The sequence below is a fragment of the Streptomyces sp. NPDC002125 genome (genome assembly GCF_053593715.1).
This window is the reverse complement of record NZ_JBSFDD010000013.1, coordinates 174,273-189,278: the sequence shown is the minus strand read 5'-3', so window position 1 is coordinate 189,278 and position 15,006 is coordinate 174,273. Positions and strand designations below refer to the sequence as shown.

At 72.3% G+C, this 15,006-nt stretch carries 13 protein-coding genes; 7 read left to right on the top strand and 6 right to left on the bottom strand.

Annotation, left to right across the window (positions count from 1 at the left end):
• Positions 1-237 precede the first annotated feature (237 nt).
• Entirely contained in the window at positions 238-654 is a 417-nt protein-coding gene (locus ACWCQM_RS22935) for a GbsR/MarR family transcriptional regulator (protein ID WP_450917040.1), read from the top strand.
• Between the two features lie 103 nt (positions 655-757).
• Here the strand turns inward: ACWCQM_RS22935 and ACWCQM_RS22930 are convergent, their stop codons facing one another.
• Complete coding sequence (locus tag ACWCQM_RS22930; protein ID WP_450917007.1) at positions 758-1,597, bottom strand: diacylglycerol kinase; 840 nt, start codon at positions 1,595-1,597, stop codon at positions 758-760.
• A 186-nt stretch (positions 1,598-1,783) separates the two neighbouring features.
• Between ACWCQM_RS22930 and ACWCQM_RS22925 the strand changes: the two genes are divergently transcribed.
• Complete coding sequence (locus ACWCQM_RS22925; RefSeq protein ID WP_450917006.1) at positions 1,784-3,067, top strand: adenylosuccinate synthase; 1,284 nt, start codon at positions 1,784-1,786, stop codon at positions 3,065-3,067.
• A gap of 106 nt (positions 3,068-3,173) precedes the next feature.
• On the opposite strand, the gene ACWCQM_RS22920 is transcribed toward ACWCQM_RS22925, so the two are convergent.
• Positions 3,174-4,703, bottom strand: coding sequence for a substrate-binding domain-containing protein (locus ACWCQM_RS22920; protein WP_450917005.1), 1,530 nt, complete (start codon positions 4,701-4,703; stop codon positions 3,174-3,176).
• A 271-nt stretch (positions 4,704-4,974) separates the two neighbouring features.
• Here ACWCQM_RS22920 and ACWCQM_RS22915 point away from each other — a divergent pair, with 271 nt between their 5' ends.
• Both ACWCQM_RS22915 and ACWCQM_RS22910 read left to right on the top strand, forming a co-directional pair.
• Positions 4,975-5,862 (top strand): glycoside hydrolase family 19 protein, encoded by an 888-nt coding sequence (locus ACWCQM_RS22915; RefSeq protein WP_450917004.1) that lies wholly within the window; start codon positions 4,975-4,977, stop codon positions 5,860-5,862.
• 129 nt (positions 5,863-5,991) lie between these two features.
• The gene (locus ACWCQM_RS22910; RefSeq protein WP_450917003.1) at positions 5,992-6,480 is read left to right on the top strand and encodes a hypothetical protein; all 489 of its coding nucleotides are present in this window, start codon (positions 5,992-5,994) and stop codon (positions 6,478-6,480) included.
• A 112-nt stretch (positions 6,481-6,592) separates the two neighbouring features.
• Here the strand turns inward: ACWCQM_RS22910 and dnaN are convergent, their stop codons facing one another.
• Positions 6,593-7,714, bottom strand: coding sequence for a DNA polymerase III subunit beta (gene dnaN / locus ACWCQM_RS22905; RefSeq protein ID WP_450917002.1), 1,122 nt, complete (start codon positions 7,712-7,714; stop codon positions 6,593-6,595).
• A gap of 369 nt (positions 7,715-8,083) precedes the next feature.
• Here dnaN and ACWCQM_RS22900 point away from each other — a divergent pair, with 369 nt between their 5' ends.
• Positions 8,084-9,529: a helix-turn-helix domain-containing protein gene (locus tag ACWCQM_RS22900; protein ID WP_450917039.1), complete on the top strand. Its 1,446-nt coding sequence runs from the start codon at positions 8,084-8,086 to the stop codon at positions 9,527-9,529.
• 5 nt (positions 9,530-9,534) lie between these two features.
• Here ACWCQM_RS22900 and ACWCQM_RS22895 read toward each other — a convergent pair whose 3' ends face one another.
• The 3 genes from ACWCQM_RS22895 to ACWCQM_RS22885 all read right to left on the bottom strand — a co-directional run bounded on the left by ACWCQM_RS22895 (position 9,535) and on the right by ACWCQM_RS22885 (position 12,566).
• Entirely contained in the window at positions 9,535-11,376 is a 1,842-nt protein-coding gene (locus ACWCQM_RS22895) for a protein kinase domain-containing protein (protein ID WP_450917001.1), read from the bottom strand.
• A gap of 72 nt (positions 11,377-11,448) precedes the next feature.
• On the bottom strand, positions 11,449-11,958 hold the full coding sequence (locus ACWCQM_RS22890; protein WP_450917000.1) for a MarR family winged helix-turn-helix transcriptional regulator: 510 nt from the start codon (positions 11,956-11,958) through the stop codon (positions 11,449-11,451).
• Entirely contained in the window at positions 11,955-12,566 is a 612-nt protein-coding gene (locus ACWCQM_RS22885; RefSeq protein ID WP_450916999.1) for a DJ-1/PfpI family protein, read from the bottom strand. Before ACWCQM_RS22885 ends, ACWCQM_RS22890 begins: the two co-directional genes overlap by 4 nt.
• Positions 12,567-12,773: 207 nt before the next feature.
• On the opposite strand from ACWCQM_RS22885, the gene ACWCQM_RS22880 reads away from it, so the two are divergent.
• Positions 12,774-14,147 (top strand): aminotransferase class III-fold pyridoxal phosphate-dependent enzyme, encoded by a 1,374-nt coding sequence (locus ACWCQM_RS22880; protein ID WP_450916998.1) that lies wholly within the window; start codon positions 12,774-12,776, stop codon positions 14,145-14,147.
• Positions 14,148-14,236: 89 nt separating this feature from the next.
• Entirely contained in the window at positions 14,237-14,953 is a 717-nt protein-coding gene (locus ACWCQM_RS22875; RefSeq protein WP_267074923.1) for a GntR family transcriptional regulator, read from the top strand.
• Positions 14,954-15,006 lie beyond the last annotated feature (53 nt).

Here is a 15,006-nt window from a genome sequence, read left to right as displayed (position 1 = left end):
GAACGTACGCGGATTTCACAATCTTGTGAAGTTAAGGAACCGTATAAAGTTGGCGCCATGGACAGGGCAGGGGAGACGGTGGAGGTCATGGCCGGCGGAACCGAGGACATCAGCACCGGCGGCGTCGGGACCGGCGCCGCCGGCTCCGGCGTGGGCGCTCCCGGCGCGGTCGCTGCCGGCCCCGGCGGACGTGACGAGGACGCGGTGTCGCGGTTCGTCGAGCGCTTCGCGGCCGACATGACGGAGGCCGGGATGCAGCGGATGGCCTCGCGCGTCTTCGCGGCGCTTCTCGCGGACGACGACGGCTCACTGACCTCGGCGGAGCTGGGCGAGCGGCTTCGGATCAGCCCGGCCGCGGTCTCGGGCGCGATCAACTACCTCACCCAGGTCAGCATGGTCGGCCGTGAACGCGACCCGGGCTCCCGCCGTGACCGCTACCGGCTGCACAACGAGGTCTGGTACGACAGCTTCGCCAACCGTGACCAGGTGCTGACCCGCTGGGAGCGCACGCTGAGGGACGGCGCGCGCACCCTCGGCGAGGACACCCCGGCGGGCGCGCGGCTCCTGGAGACGGCGGAGTTCTTCGCGTTCGTGCAGAGCGAGCTGGTCGGCGTCCTGGCCCGGTGGCGCGAGAGCCGCGAGGCCACCGGCTGAGGTCCCGGGGAGGCTGCCGGTTCCCGGAGGCGGTTCGAGTTCCCTCGGACGGGCGGTGGCTGTTTACACCCACCGCACCACCGCTCCCCGTCCTCGCGCCCGGTCAATGCCCGGTTTCCGCCGGGAGCACCAGGCCCCAGGCCCCCGCCCGGACCGTCCACGTACGGGTCCTGACCGGTCCCGCCACATGTATGTCCGCGCGGTAGCGGAAGTCCGGGCCCGCGACCGTGACCGCCTTGGCCTCCGCGACGAGGGTGTCGCCCCCGGTCGTGTGGATCACCACGTCCGCCAGGCCGCCGTCGCCCTGGGCGGTCACCGACACGCCTTCGACCGGGCGGTCCAGGTCGTTCAGCAGCACCCCGTCCGCCTCGACCCGCAACCGGTGGGCGCGGGCGGGGCCGGGATGCGAGGGAGGGGCGGGGCGGACCAGGGCGGCCATCAGGGAGCGGCAGGCGTCCCAGACCGTGTGGGGCTGGTCGGTCCGGCTGCTCACGGCCGGGATGCGCAGATCGCCGAGCACGACCCCGTCGCTGTCGTCGACGAGCAGGTCCAGCCGGCGCGCGGTCCCGTCGAGGGCCGTGCGGGCAGCCGCCACCGCGCCCCGGGGCACGCCGAGCGCGTGCGCCAGTTCCAGCGAGTGCGCGGCGCCGACCGGGATCAGGGAGAGCGCGCCTTCGGAGAGCTCGCGCTCCCGGTGGAGCTGGGACACCGCGCGCAGCAGCGCGTGATCGTCGCCGACGACCACCGGCCGTCTGGCACCCCGCCGGGACAGGGCCCTGGCGAACTCGTCGGGGCCGTCGGGAAGGCAGATCTTGGCGTGAGAACCGGCGCTCAGCACGTCCTTCGCGATGCGCACGGACTCGCCGTCGTAGCGGCGGGCAAGGGGATCGATGAGTACGAGTAGCTGGTGGTCGCCGTCGCCGGGGGGCTCTGCAGCCGACACCTCGGTCCTTCCTCGGGTAGCATCTTGGTGCAAGAGCCCCTTGCGCTATTGCGCCAGGGGCTTCGTCTATTCCGGGGCACCCGGTTCGACGGCTCAGGCTTTGCCGTACATCGTCGTACGGCAGGTACGACCTTTACGTACGCCCCCTGACCTTGGACATGCCCCGCCCGGAAGGGGTGTACGCCTGTGCCCGCACTTGTGCTGCTCGGTGCTCAGTGGGGTGACGAGGGCAAGGGGAAGGCCACCGACCTGCTCGGTGGATCCGTTGACTATGTGGTGCGCTACCAGGGCGGCAACAACGCCGGCCACACGGTTGTCGTAGGCGACCAGAAGTACGCACTGCATCTCCTCCCCTCCGGAATCCTGTCGCCGGGGTGTACTCCGGTCATCGGTAACGGTGTCGTCATCGACCCGGCGGTCCTGCTCTCCGAGCTGAGCGGTCTGAACGAGCGAGGCGTCGACACGTCCAAGCTCCTGATCAGCGGCAACGCTCATTTGATCACTCCGTACAACGTCACCGTCGACAAGGTGACCGAACGCTTCCTCGGCAAGCGGAAGATCGGCACGACCGGGCGCGGCATCGGCCCGACATACGCCGACAAGATCAACCGCGTGGGCATCCGCGTCCAGGACCTCTACGACGAGTCGATCCTGGAGCAGAAGGTCGAAGCGGCGCTGGAGCAGAAGAACCAGCTCCTGGCGAAGGTCTTCAACCGGCGCGCGATCGACGCCGGCAAGGTCGTCGAGGACATGCTCCAGTACGCGGAGCAGATCAAGCCGTTCGTCGCCGACACGACGCTGATCCTGAACAACGCCATCGACGAGGGCAAGGTCGTCCTCTTCGAGGGCGGCCAGGGCACGTTGCTGGACGTCGACCACGGCACGTACCCCTTCGTCACCTCGTCGAACCCGACCGCGGGCGGCGCCTGCACCGGGGCCGGCGTGGGCCCGACGAAGATCAGCCGGGTCATCGGCATCCTCAAGGCCTACACCACGCGCGTCGGTGCCGGCCCCTTCCCGACCGAACTTCTCGACGAGGACGGCGAGGCGCTGCGCAGGATCGGCGGCGAGCGCGGTGTCACCACCGGCCGTGACCGCCGCTGCGGCTGGTTCGACGCCCCGATCGCGCGCTACGCGACCCGGGTCAACGGCCTCACCGACTTCTTCCTCACCAAGCTGGACGTGCTGACCGGCTGGGAGCAGATCCCGGTGTGCGTGGCGTACGAGATCGACGGCAAGCGCGTCGAGGAGCTCCCGTACAGCCAGACCGACTTCCACCACGCGAAGCCGATCTACGAGATGCTGCCGGGCTGGTCCGAGGACATCACGAAGGCCAAGACCTTCTCCGACCTGCCGAAGAACGCGCAGGGTTACGTGAAGGCGCTGGAGGAGATGTCCGGCGCCCCGATCTCCGCGATCGGTGTCGGCCCCGGCCGTACCGAGACGATCGAGATCAACTCCTTCCTCTAGAAGTCAGCTCGACGGCGGCCGGTCCCTCCTCGCGGAGGGGCCGGCCGCCGTCGTGCTGTGCGGGGAGGGGTGGCCTGCGGGGCCTCCCGCTCCGGCAGGGGGCGGCTCAGTACGCCCCGCAGATCCGCATGCCCACCGGAGTCGCGCAGGGCAGGTGGCCGTTGGTCCGCATGACCTCCTCGCCGTAGTTGTCCAGGTAGTTCAGGAAGCTGGACACCAGGGAGTTCGCGGGCGGCGAGCCGTAGGTGTAGGCGTACTCGATCTCCTGGTACGGGTAGTCGCTGGTGTCGATCGTCTCGACGGACGGGGTGGTGCCGTCGATGGACAGCTGGTGCACGCCCTTCGGTACGGCGCCGGTGCGCAGCTCGGTGTAGCCGATCGCGCCCGGGAGCTCGGCGACCTTGGGCAGGACCTGGTCCGTGCCGTCGAGTTCGCAGCGGATGACCGGGGCCCGGCGGTCGTCCTTGGTGGTGCAGTCGCGCGAGGACGCGGCGAGCTCGTTGCTGTCGAGGACGCGGCGCTGGAACACCTCGCGGGTGCCGGAGTTGGCGTCCCGGCTCACCAGCAGGATCTCCAGGTCGGGGCCGCCCCCGATCTGCTTCCAGTTGCGGATCTCGCCGCTGTAGATCCGTCGGATCTGGTCGAGGGTGAGGTCGCGCACGGGGACGGTGTCGTTGACGACGAGCGAGAAGAGCGAGACGGCGACCCGCTTCTCCCGCAGCTTGGCGAGACCGGCCGGCTTCGGGCCGTCCGACAGGGCGATCAGCGAGGGGGAGCCCGAGGAACCGGCCTTCGCGCCCCGCGCGTCGAGCTCCCGCACCCCGGCGTTGCTGCCGTGCGTGTCCACGACGATCGTGGAGCCCTCGCACTCCTTCTCGTACTTCTTCTTGAGCTCCTCCACGACCGGGCGGAACGCGGTGGAGCCCGTGACGGTCAGGGTCCCCGTCGCGCAGTCCAGCGGGGGCGGGGTGTCGTCCCGTACGACGATGATGCCGGCCAGCGTGAGCACGCAGACGGTGAGCGCCACGGTGATGATCCTGGCCGCACGGCCGAACATCGGCGGCTTCTCGTCGGGGCGGGCGGCCTTGTTCGGGGCGACCGCGCCGTCCCGGATGCCGCCGGTGACCTTGATCGGGGCGCCCACGTGCGAACCGGTCAGCAGGACCAGCAGCTTGAAGTGCTCGTTGCGGTTGAGCGGGACGCGCGGCAGCTGGATGAGGGAGCCGTTGTGGCGCACGGCCGCCGAGGTGAAGTGGTCCATCAGGTGATCGGCGCCCGGTGAGTGGGTCACGGCGATCCCGCGGACGGTGCGGTCGGTGAACTCGGCGGTGAGGCCGTGGAGGTCGCCGCGGCCCGTGTAGTCCTCGTCGGCGATCGACTGCGAGCCGTCGTTCTCGATGCGCAGCAGGACGAGGGTGGCGTCGGCCATGTCCGGGGTCTCGCTGAAGAGCCCGAGCCGCACATTGGCCCGGCCCTGGCTGACCTCGCTGCCTATCGGGGTGTCCATCTGGACGCGGTAGCCGATGCGCTTGCGGCGTGGCACCCGGCGCTCGTACCAGAGCACGCCCGCCGAGGTCAGGACGCCCAGCACGGCGGTGAGGACGGCGACGACGTTCTCGGGGCTGAACCACTCCATGGTCCGGGGGCTCCCTCATGGCTCCGGTGTGCCGGTGGGTCGGCGTCACCGTACGGCCTGGACACCCGGGGGAGGCGACTGGCCGGAATCCTTCCGGTGAAGTTCGTCTTTCGTTCAACAAGCCTGTGCGCGAGGTGAGTTGGGGCGGCCCGTGGGTACTGGCCGGTTCTGGTCTAGACCTTGACAGGTCCAGACCATCGACGCTTGAGTGGGTGCAACCCCCCATGGCGGCGCGCGCTCGGCGCGGGCGCCGCGCCGAAGGAGTGATCGCGTGATCAAACGTGTCATGGCCCTGATCGCCGCGCTGGGCGCGGTCGTCGCGACGTTCGTCATCCTCCCCGCCTCCACGGCTTCGGCCGCCGCCTGCGCCCCGGCCTGGAGCGCCTCCGCCGTCTACTGGGGCGGCGGCTCCGCCTCGTACAACGGGCACAACTGGTCCGCGAAGTGGTGGACCCAGAACGAGCGGCCCGGCACGGCCGATGTCTGGGCCGACCAGGGCACCTGCGGCGGCGGCACGGACCCCGGCCAGCCGAACCCCTCGGGCTTCGTGGTCAGCGAGGCCCAGTTCAACCAGATGTTCCCGAGCCGGAACTCGTTCTACACGTACAGCGGTCTCACGGCGGCCCTGAGCGCCTACCCCGGCTTCGCCAACACCGGAAGCGACACGGTCAAGAAGCAGGAGGCGGCGGCCTTCCTCGCCAACGTCAGCCACGAGACCGGCGGCCTGGTGCACATCGTGGAGCAGAACACCGCCAACTACCCGCACTACTGCGACACCAGCCAGTCCTACGGCTGCCCGGCCGGCCAGGCCGCCTACTACGGGCGCGGCCCGATCCAGCTCAGCTGGAACTTCAACTACAAGGCCGCCGGTGACGCGCTCGGCATCGACCTGCTCGGCAACCCCTGGCAGGTGGAGCAGAACGCGTCCGTGGCATGGAAGACCGGGCTCTGGTACTGGAACACCCAGTCCGGCCCCGGCACGATGACGCCCCACAACGCCATCGTGAACGGCGCGGGCTTCGGCGAGACCATCCGGTCCATCAACGGCAGCCTGGAGTGCAACGGCGGTAACCCCGCCCAGGTCCAGAGCCGCATCGCGAAGTACCAGGCGTTCGTGCAGATCCTCGGCACCACGCCCGGCTCGAACCTGAGCTGCTGAGCCCGGCCCCACCCCGGGGAAGGGGCGCGCCCGGCAGCCGCCGGGCGCGCCCCGATTCGTGTGCTGGTTCGCCTCCGATTCGTGCCCCGATTCGCGTCCCGGTGCAGGTGGTTGGCAGGATCACGCACCATGGAAACGGACAGCGACAGCACCCCGCCCGCGACGACCGAGGCCCGTCTCGCCCTGATCGACTCCGTCCTCGCCCTGCCCTTCCCCGCAGGTGACGAGAGCGAGGACAGCGGCGCGCACAGCAGCGGCCCCGGGCATCATCTGCTGATCCTGCGGGCCAGCCAGGACTTCTGGGACGACCGGTCGCCCGAGGTCGTCGAGCCGGCCGAGCAGGAGATCGAGGACGAGTTCAGCGTCCTGGCGACCGCGTTGAGCGAGCGGTGGGGCGAGCCGGAGACCGTCGACCTCTGGCCCTACCTGGAGGGCGACGAGGGGGACGAGGCTCCTCCGGAGCCCATGGGCCAGCTCTGCAACCTGGCGGGCAGCATGCAGGCCTGGCGCGTCCCCGGGACCACGCGGTGGCTGGGTCTTGCCGTGGGCCAGGCCGATCCGGAGTTCCCCATCTGGCTGCTGGCGGCAGTCGGTGAGACGGCGACACTGCCGGAGTGAGACCCGGCCGTGCCCGGCCGCCGCCCGGCCGCCACCGGACCGCCCTCCGGACCACCCCTGGGCCGCTTGGAGCGCCCAGCCGGGCCACCTGCCGGACCGGCCGCCCCGGATCTCAGAGCAGCGCCGGCTTCACGGACATCAGCAGATGCTGGTGGCTCGGAGCCTCACTGTCCTCCCCGCCGGTGATCATCGCGCGCTGCCCCGGCCCCAGCAGCTTCATCCGGACCGAGGTGTCCTCGATGGAGGAGAGGGCGTCCATGAGATAGGACGGGTTGAAGGCCACCGTCATCTCGTCGGCACCCTCCAGGGCGGCCGGCAGCCGCTGCGAGGCGATGTCGTCCTCGAATCCGGCCTGGAGCAGCACGGAACCCTCCGGCCCGGCGGAGAACGTCATCTGTAGCGGGCTTCCGCCGTCCGCGACCACCGAGACCCGTCCGACCGCCTCCACCAGCCCGGCCCGGTCCAGCACGGCGACGGCGGGGTCCGCCATCGCGAACAGCTTCTCGTGGCGCGGCAGTCCGCCGTCCAGGAGGCGCACCGTCGTACGCGTACCGGCGTGCTCGAAGCCGACCGAACCGCTGTCGACGGCGACGTCGACCAGCCCCGACCTGCCCAGCGACCGGGCGATCCCGGTCAGCCGCCGGGCCGGCACCAGGACGTCGGCCGGGACCGCACCGGCCGCCGTCGCCTTGAACGGCAGGGTGCGCACCGCGAAGCGGTACCGGTCGGTCGCCGCCAGCGTCATTGTGGAACCGTCGAGCGCGAGCCGTATCCCCGTGAGCGTCGGCAGGGAGTCGTCCCGCCCCGCGGCCGGGGCCACCTGCGCGACCGCCGAGGCGAACTCCCCGGCGTCCACCGCCCCTCGGACCTCCGGCAGCGGCGGCAGGGCGGGGTAGTCGTCGAGCGGCAGGACCGAGAGACCGAAGCGGGAGCCGTCACCCGAGACCGTGAAGCGCGAGCCCTCCACCGCGCACTCCACGGGCCCCTCGGGCAGCACCTTGCAGATGTCGAGCAGCCGGCGCCCCATCACCAGCACCTTCCCGGCCCGCACCGTCTGCGCCTCGGTCTCGACGCGGGCGGAGGCCTCGAAGTCCAGCGCGGACACCCGGAGCACTCCGGCGTCCACGTCGAGGAGGAGCCCGCCGAGGACGGGGACGGGTGTACGGGCCGGCAGCACCCGGGCCGCCCTGGACACGGCGTCGGTCAGTGCGCCTCGCTCGATGCGGAACTCCACGGCAGGGGCCTCTCGTCCGGAATGCGGCACGGTCGAGATCCACGCTAGGCGGCACCACTGACAATCACCGGCGGCCGACGACAGCGACCACCCCCGTGAGCCGCTGCCGTCGTGCCGGAAGACGCCCCCCGGCGCCCTCGTCCCGCTACGTATCCGGGACGTTTCGACGTCCCCCGACGTCCCCCGGACGTCCCGGAACACTCTGTGGACTCTAGGGGGGCGGGGCGGCGGACGGGGAGATTCAATTCGCACTGTGTGACGCGCGACGGGTATCAAACCGCACAGCCGTACCGGTACTCTGCACTCCGGTTTTCCGGGAGGACGGGGGGACACGTGCGCGCGCGGGAACGGGCCGACGACGTACTGCTCATGTACCGGCTGGCACGGACCGGCGGATCGCCGGAGCTGCTGCGCGGACTGGCCCAGCGTGCGACGGGGTGGGCCGGGATCCTCGACGGCGACGGCACGGTGCTCCAGGCCGTCGCCGGGAACGCCCTGTGGCCGGGGCACGAGGCACCGGCACTCGCCGCCCGTGCCGCACGGGAACTGACGGCCCGTCGCACCGGTTCGTACTCCCTGGACACCGACGACTGCGCCGCTCTGCTGCTCCCCCTCGACCGGACCTCCGACGACCGGGGCCCGGTCCTCGCCCTCGTCGCGCCCAAGCCGCTGCCCGGCGGGCTGGCCACGCTGATGGCCGACGCGGTGATGCCGCTGGCCCTGTCCTGGGCCACGGAGAGCGTCGAACGCAAACGCCGCCGGGTGGACCTCGCGGAGTCCCGGGGCCGCGAGGCCGTGCTGCACCTGCTGATGACCGGCCAGCTCTCCATAGCCCACCAGGTCGCGGGCGCCCTGCGGCCCAGGCTCCCCGATCCCGTGCGTGTCTGCGTCGTCGAGTGCTCCGGCGGACAGCGGGACGAGGTGGCCCGGATCTGCGCGGACGCCTCGGGCGGCCGGACCTGGATCGTCCGCTGCCCCGTCTACGCCCGCCATCTGATCCTGATCACGCCGGCCGACGAGGAAGCGGAACCCGGCGGCCGTACGCTCGACCGGACCGTCGCCGGGCTCGTGGACGACTGCGTGGTGGGCGTCAGCGAGGAGGTGCGGCTGCCCGACACCGCGACCGCCTACCAGCAGGCCTTCCACGCCCTGGCCGTCGCCCGTGGAGTCCCCGGCCGCCACTCCCGGTTCGGCGCCGCCCCGGAACCCGCGCTGCTCGTCGGGGCGGCCGGAGCCCGCTGGGCCGACGGACTGCTCGCCCCGCTCCTCGCCTACCGTCCGCGCCGCTCGCAGGACCCCGGCAGCCAGGAGCTGGCGGCGACCGTCGCGTCCTGGCTGGCCTTCGCCTCGCACGCCACCCAGCACCTGAAGATCCACCGGAACACGCTGGCCGCCCGCATCAAGCTCGTGGGCGACCTCCTCGGCCTCGACCTCAACCGGGTCGCCGACCAGGCCGCCGTCGACCTGGCCCTGCGCATCAGGGCCACCCCCGCGCTGCACCGCACCGGCGCACCGGACCCCGGGGCGCCCGGGGACCTCGACGCGGTCCTGTGCACCTCCGGGGTCCAGGACTGGGCCGTCCAGCAACTGCGCCAGCTCGCCCAGGCCGGCCCCATGGGCGAGGAGACGCTGCGGACCTGGCTGCGCTGCGAGGCCCAGCTCAGCCCGGCGGCGGCCGAACTGGGCATCTCCGTACCGGGTGCGCGCAAGCGTCTGACCCGGCTGGAGGCCCTGCTGGGCCGGTCGCTGCTCCAGACGCCGAGCGCGCGGTACGACCTCTGGCTCGCGTTCCGGGCGGTGGACCTCGCGGCGTGAGCCGCTCAGCCGGTCCTGGTGTACGTCAGGCTGTCGCCGGTGGCCGTGGTCTCGCGGCGGAGTTCGTCGTCGGAGAGCAGCGTGAGGACGGTCGGCCTGCCCGGGGTGCAGGAGGACATCGGTTCGCCCGAGGTGACCCGGGAGGGCCCGATGGAGACGGACTCGCCGGATGCCGGGGCCGTCACCAGATCTGCCTCGAACTCGCAGTGGTAGGTGGCGCCGTTGTCGAGAGGGCCCTCGACGGTGAGGGACAGGACGGGGTCGCCGGTGCCGCCCTGCTGGATGACGAGTTGGCGGGTCGACGCCCCCGCACCGTTGCCGACGTTCCCCGACCAGGTGCCCAGATAGCCGGCGGGGACCGAGCCCTCCGCGCTCTTCCCGTCCTGGCCGGTGCCGTCGGCGTCCGTCCCGTCGGGGGAGGAGGCGCTGCCGGAGGGAACCGCCGTGCGGTCGACGGCCGTTCCGCCCTTGTCCCCGCCGACCATCAGGGCGTAGACGCCCCAGGCCGCCCCCACCGCCACGAGCACCGCGACGGCGAACAGCAGCAGGACGGCGCCCGCACCCCGGTTGCGCTCGGGAGGGGGGACGGGCGCGGGTGCGGCCGTGGGGAAGCCGCCAGGCGGAGCGCCGTACGGCGGGTTGGGCCCGTAGCCGTATCCGTAGGCAGGGACGGGCTGTTGCGGGTAGCCGTACGAGGGCGGCGGCGGTGTCCCCTGCGGTCCGGAGGGCGTCATGGGCCCCTGAGCGACGCCGGGCGGCCCCACGGGCGCGTGCGGGGCGGTCTGGACGGGCGGCCCGTGGAGCGTCGCCGGGGCCGGCGGGTGCGGAGCGGCGGGCTGCGGCGTCGGGTGCGCGGGTGCCGGCTGTGCGGCGGCGGCCCCGGAGGGCTGCGCCTCGCCGGGCGGGCCGGCCTCCTCCGGGTCCTCGGAGTCCAGCAGTTCCACCGCGTGCCGCCCCAGCTGGGCGATCAGCGCCCCGGGCAGCCACGGCTCCGCCGAGTCCGTGTCGCCGAGCCGCTCCAGGACGGCGTCGGTGGTGGGGCGCGCGGCCGGATCCTTCGTCAGGCAGTCCTGGATCAGCTCGACGAGGTCCACCGGTACGCCCGTGAGGTCCGGGTCCTCCTGCGCGATCCGGAAGAGCATCGCGTGGACCTGGCTGTCCGCCATGCCGAAGGGCTGCCGGCCGGTCGCCGCGTACGCGAGCACGGAGCCGAGGCAGAAGACGTCGCAGGCGGGCGTCACGCGCTCGCCCCGCACCTGCTCGGGCGACATGAAGCCGGGGGAGCCGACCATCGCCCCCGTGCGGGTGAGGCCGCCGTCGGAGACGGTGTCCAGGACGCGGGCGATGCCGAAGTCGATGACCCGGGGGCCGTCGATCGTCAGCAGGATGTTGGACGGCTTCAGGTCACGGTGGATCAGCCCGGCACGGTGGATGTCCTGGAGCGCCCCCGCGAGCCCCGCGCCCAAGGCGCGGACCGAGCGCTCGGGAAGCGGGCCGTACGCCCCCGATTCGGCCGCGGGCACGCCCCGGAGCCCCGACACGACGCGCTGCAGCGAGGGCCCGGCGACGTAACCCGTGGCGACCCAGGGCACCCTGTCGTCCACGTCCGCGTCGAGCACCGGCGCGGTCCAGGCGCCGCCGACCTTCCGGGCAGCCTGCACCTCCGCACGGAAGCGGTCGCGGAAGTGCTGCTGTTCGGCGAGATCGGGGCGGATCAGCTTGATGGCGACGGTGCGGCCCCGCTCCGAGCGGGCCAGGAAGACCTGGCCCATCCCGCCCGCGCCGAGACGCCCCAACAACCGATAGGTGCCGATGCGTTGCGGATCGCCGGAGCTGAGCTTCTCCATGTGCGCTTCCTCCCCCGTCCGGTCATGGAAGACCGTGGTCGAGAATAGCGGCGCCCGGCGCGGCTGACCTCCTCAGTCCCCGGGGCTTTCCGGCAGCCGCCCACCTCGGTCCCCGGGGCTTTCCGGCGGCTGCCCGGCCGTCGAGGTGACGGTGTCCATCGCCTCCGTCAGCCGCTCCAGCATCCGGACGGTCCGCGCGAACTCCTCCTCGCCCAGCTCCTCGGCCAGGCGCTCCGCGAACTCCGCGTGGGCGGGGCCGATCCGGCTCACCGCCGCCCGCCCCTCCCCGGTCGGGCGGAGCAGTTTGGCCCGCCGGTGCGCGGGGTTCACGACGTACTCGGCGAGCCCCTGGGCCACCAGCAGATCGGCGATCCGCTGGACGCTCTGGCGGGTGATCCCCATCGCGCGGGCGATTCCCGACACCGGGAGCGGCTCGGTCAGTACGGCGCCGAGCACCTGCCACCGGGCCGCCGTGAGCCCGGCGGGGCCGGCCAGCTCCTCGGCGACGGACAGGAAGCGGCCGTTGAGCCGGAACACCCCGATCGCGGTACGGCTGAAGTGGTCCTGGTTGCCGGAGCTCATCCCTGGAGCACCTCGTAGGCGCTCGGGTCCGAGTCGTGGAAGAGGCGGTACCAGGCGTCCAGCTTCTTCGGCTCGAACACCCCGAGCAGTCCGAAGATCTCGCGGGCGAAGGCGACCGGCTCGGTCGGTCCCGCCGTGACGAGGGCGCCGCGGGACGCCCCGCCGGGGTCCGTCACCGCGTCGGCCTCGACGTAGTGCGCGCCGCCCGCGTATCCCGTGGCCGCGAGGTAGAAGGACACCGCGCTCGTGTGGCGCCGGTCGTCGAGCAGCCCCTCGCGGGCCAGCCCCGCCGTCGCCCCGCAGATGGCCGCGACGGGCACACCCGCGTCCAGGAAGGTCCGCGCGGCGCGGGCGAAGGGGGCGAGGTCGTCGCCGGTGTCCCAGAGGGAGGCGCCGGTGAGGAGGAGCAGCCCACTGTCGCGGGGGTCCAGCTCGTCCAGCGCGAGGTCGGGCTGGACGCGGATGCCGCCCATGGTGGTGACCGGCTCGGTGGTGGGGCCGACGGTCACCACCGTGTGGCCGTGCTGGGTGAGATGCGCCGTGGCGAAGCCCGGCTCCCAGTCGGCGAAGGTGTCGTAGACGGCCAGGTGAACGGTCGTGCTGGTCATGGTGACCTCCGGTGACGGAACGCCGAACCTCGATGGAAGGCTTATGACAGAAGACTGTCATGATGGCAGCATGCTGTCAATTGCTTGGCGTCGGCGCGGCACCGCGCGGGGCCGCCCGCCCGGACCCGACACCCTGCCGAGCCGAGCGGCCCACGCCATACAGAGTGGTCATGGAAGGCGGACCGCCCCGCCGCCTACGCTCGCCGCATGACCCTCGATGCCTCTCGCGCCCCGTACGCCGACCCCGCCGCCGGCGCGGCCGTGAAAGCGGCCGACCGCGCGCACGTGTTCCACTCCTGGTCCGCCCAGGGCCTGATCGACCCGCTCGCCGTCGCCGGCGCCGCGGGGGCGTACTTCTGGGACTACGACGGCAACCGCTACCTGGACTTCACCAGCGGTCTCGTCTTCACCAACATCGGCTACCAGCACCCCACGGTCGTCGCCGCGATCCAGGAACAGGCGGGCAGGCTGGCCACGTTCGCACCCGCCTTCGCCGTCGAGGCGCGCTCCGAGGCCGCGCGCCTCATCGCCGAACGTACCCCCGGTGACCTGGACAAGATCTTCTTCACCAACGGCGGTGCCGAGGCCGTCGAGAACGCCGTCCGCATGGCCCGGCTGCACACCGGACGCCCGAAGGTGCTCTCCGCCTACCGTTCGTACCACGGTGCCACCGCCGCGGCGATCAACCTCACCGGCGACCCCCGCCGTTGGGCGTCGGACAGCGGCTCGGCGGGTGTCGTCCGCTTCTGGGCCCCGTTCCTCTACCGCTCCCCGTTCTACGCGCGGACCGAGGCCGAGGAGTGCGCCCGCGCGCTCCAGCACCTTGAGGACACGATCGCCTTCGAGGGCCCGGCGACCGTCGCGTCCGTCGTCCTGGAGTCCATCCCCGGCACGGCGGGCATCATGACGCCGCCGCCCGGCTATCTCGCGGGTGTCCGCGAGATCTGCGACCGGTACGGGATCGTCCTCGTGCTGGACGAGGTGATGGCCGGCTTCGGGCGCACCGGGAAGTGGTTCGCCGCCGACCACGACGAGGTCGTACCGGACCTGCTGACGTTCGCGAAGGGCGTCAACTCCGGTTACGTGCCGCTCGGCGGCGTCGCCATCAGCGCCGAGATCGCCGCCACCTTCGAGACCCGCCCCTACCCCGGCGGACTCACCTACTCCGGGCACCCGCTCGCCTGTGCCGCCGCCGTCGCCACGATCAAGGTCATGGAGGAGGAGCGGATCGTAGAGAGCGCCGCACACCTCGGGGAGCACGTGCTCGGACCCGGTCTGCGCGAGCTCGCGGAGCGCCACCCGTCCGTCGGCGAGGTCCGCGGGCTCGGCGCGTTCTGGGCGCTGGAGCTCGTCCGGGACCGGGAGACCCGCGAGCCCCTGGTGCCGTACAACGCGACCGGTGAGGCGAACGCGCCGATGGCGGCCTTCGGCGCGGCCTGCAAGCGGAACGGTCTCTGGCCCTTCATCAACATGAACCGCACCCATGTCGTGCCCGCCTGCAACATCTCGGAGGCGGAGGCGAAGGAAGGGCTCGCCGCCCTCGACGCGGCCCTCTCGGTCGCCGACGAACACACCGTGTAGACCGCACGGGACATGGCCCCCTCCCCCGTGCCCGGAACCGGGCACACCCCTGGCTTAAGGTGACCCGGAGCCGACAAGGGAGGGGCGTCATGGGTGCGAGCGGAGGTGTGACCCGCAGCACGCTGCGGCAGCAGATCGCCGACGCACTGCGTGACGAGGTCCTCGCGGGGCGTCTGCAGCCGCGGGTGGAGTTCACCGTCAAGCAGATCGCCGAGCAGTACGGGGTGTCGGCGACGCCCGTCAGGGAAGCGCTCTTCGACCTCTCCGCGCAGGGGCTGCTCGAATCGGACCAGCACCGCGGCTTCCGGGTCCGCGAGTTCACCGTCGCCGACTACCGGTCGATGGTGGAGGCGCGCGCCCTGGTCATAGACGGGGTGTTCCGGGGCATCTTCGACGGGACCGGATCGGCGCCGGTCCTGCTCGGGGCGCACAAGGCGGCCCTCGTCTCCGTACGCCGCAGGGCCGAGGAGGCCGCGCGGGCGGCGCGCGGCGGTGACCTCGACATCCTCATCGGCTACGACCTGCGGTTCTGGCGGGAGCTCGGGGCGGTCGTCGGCAACGTCTACATCACCGACTTCCTGCAACGGCTGCGGATGCAGGCCTGGGCCTTCGCGGTGCCGTACCTGCGCGGGGACGCCGATGTGCGCGACTGGCTGTGGAACGGCCACCAGGAGCTGGTGGAGGCGATCACGGCCGCCGACGGCCCCGCCGTGCGCGCGGTGCTGGACGACTACTACGCGCACGGACTGAACTGGGCGGACCGGCTGGCGGCCGGAAACCCCCCGCACCCGGGCCACGGAGGCTGACCGCACGTCCTGGCCGAACCCCCTGGCCGAACCTCCCGGCCGCAGGTCGTGGC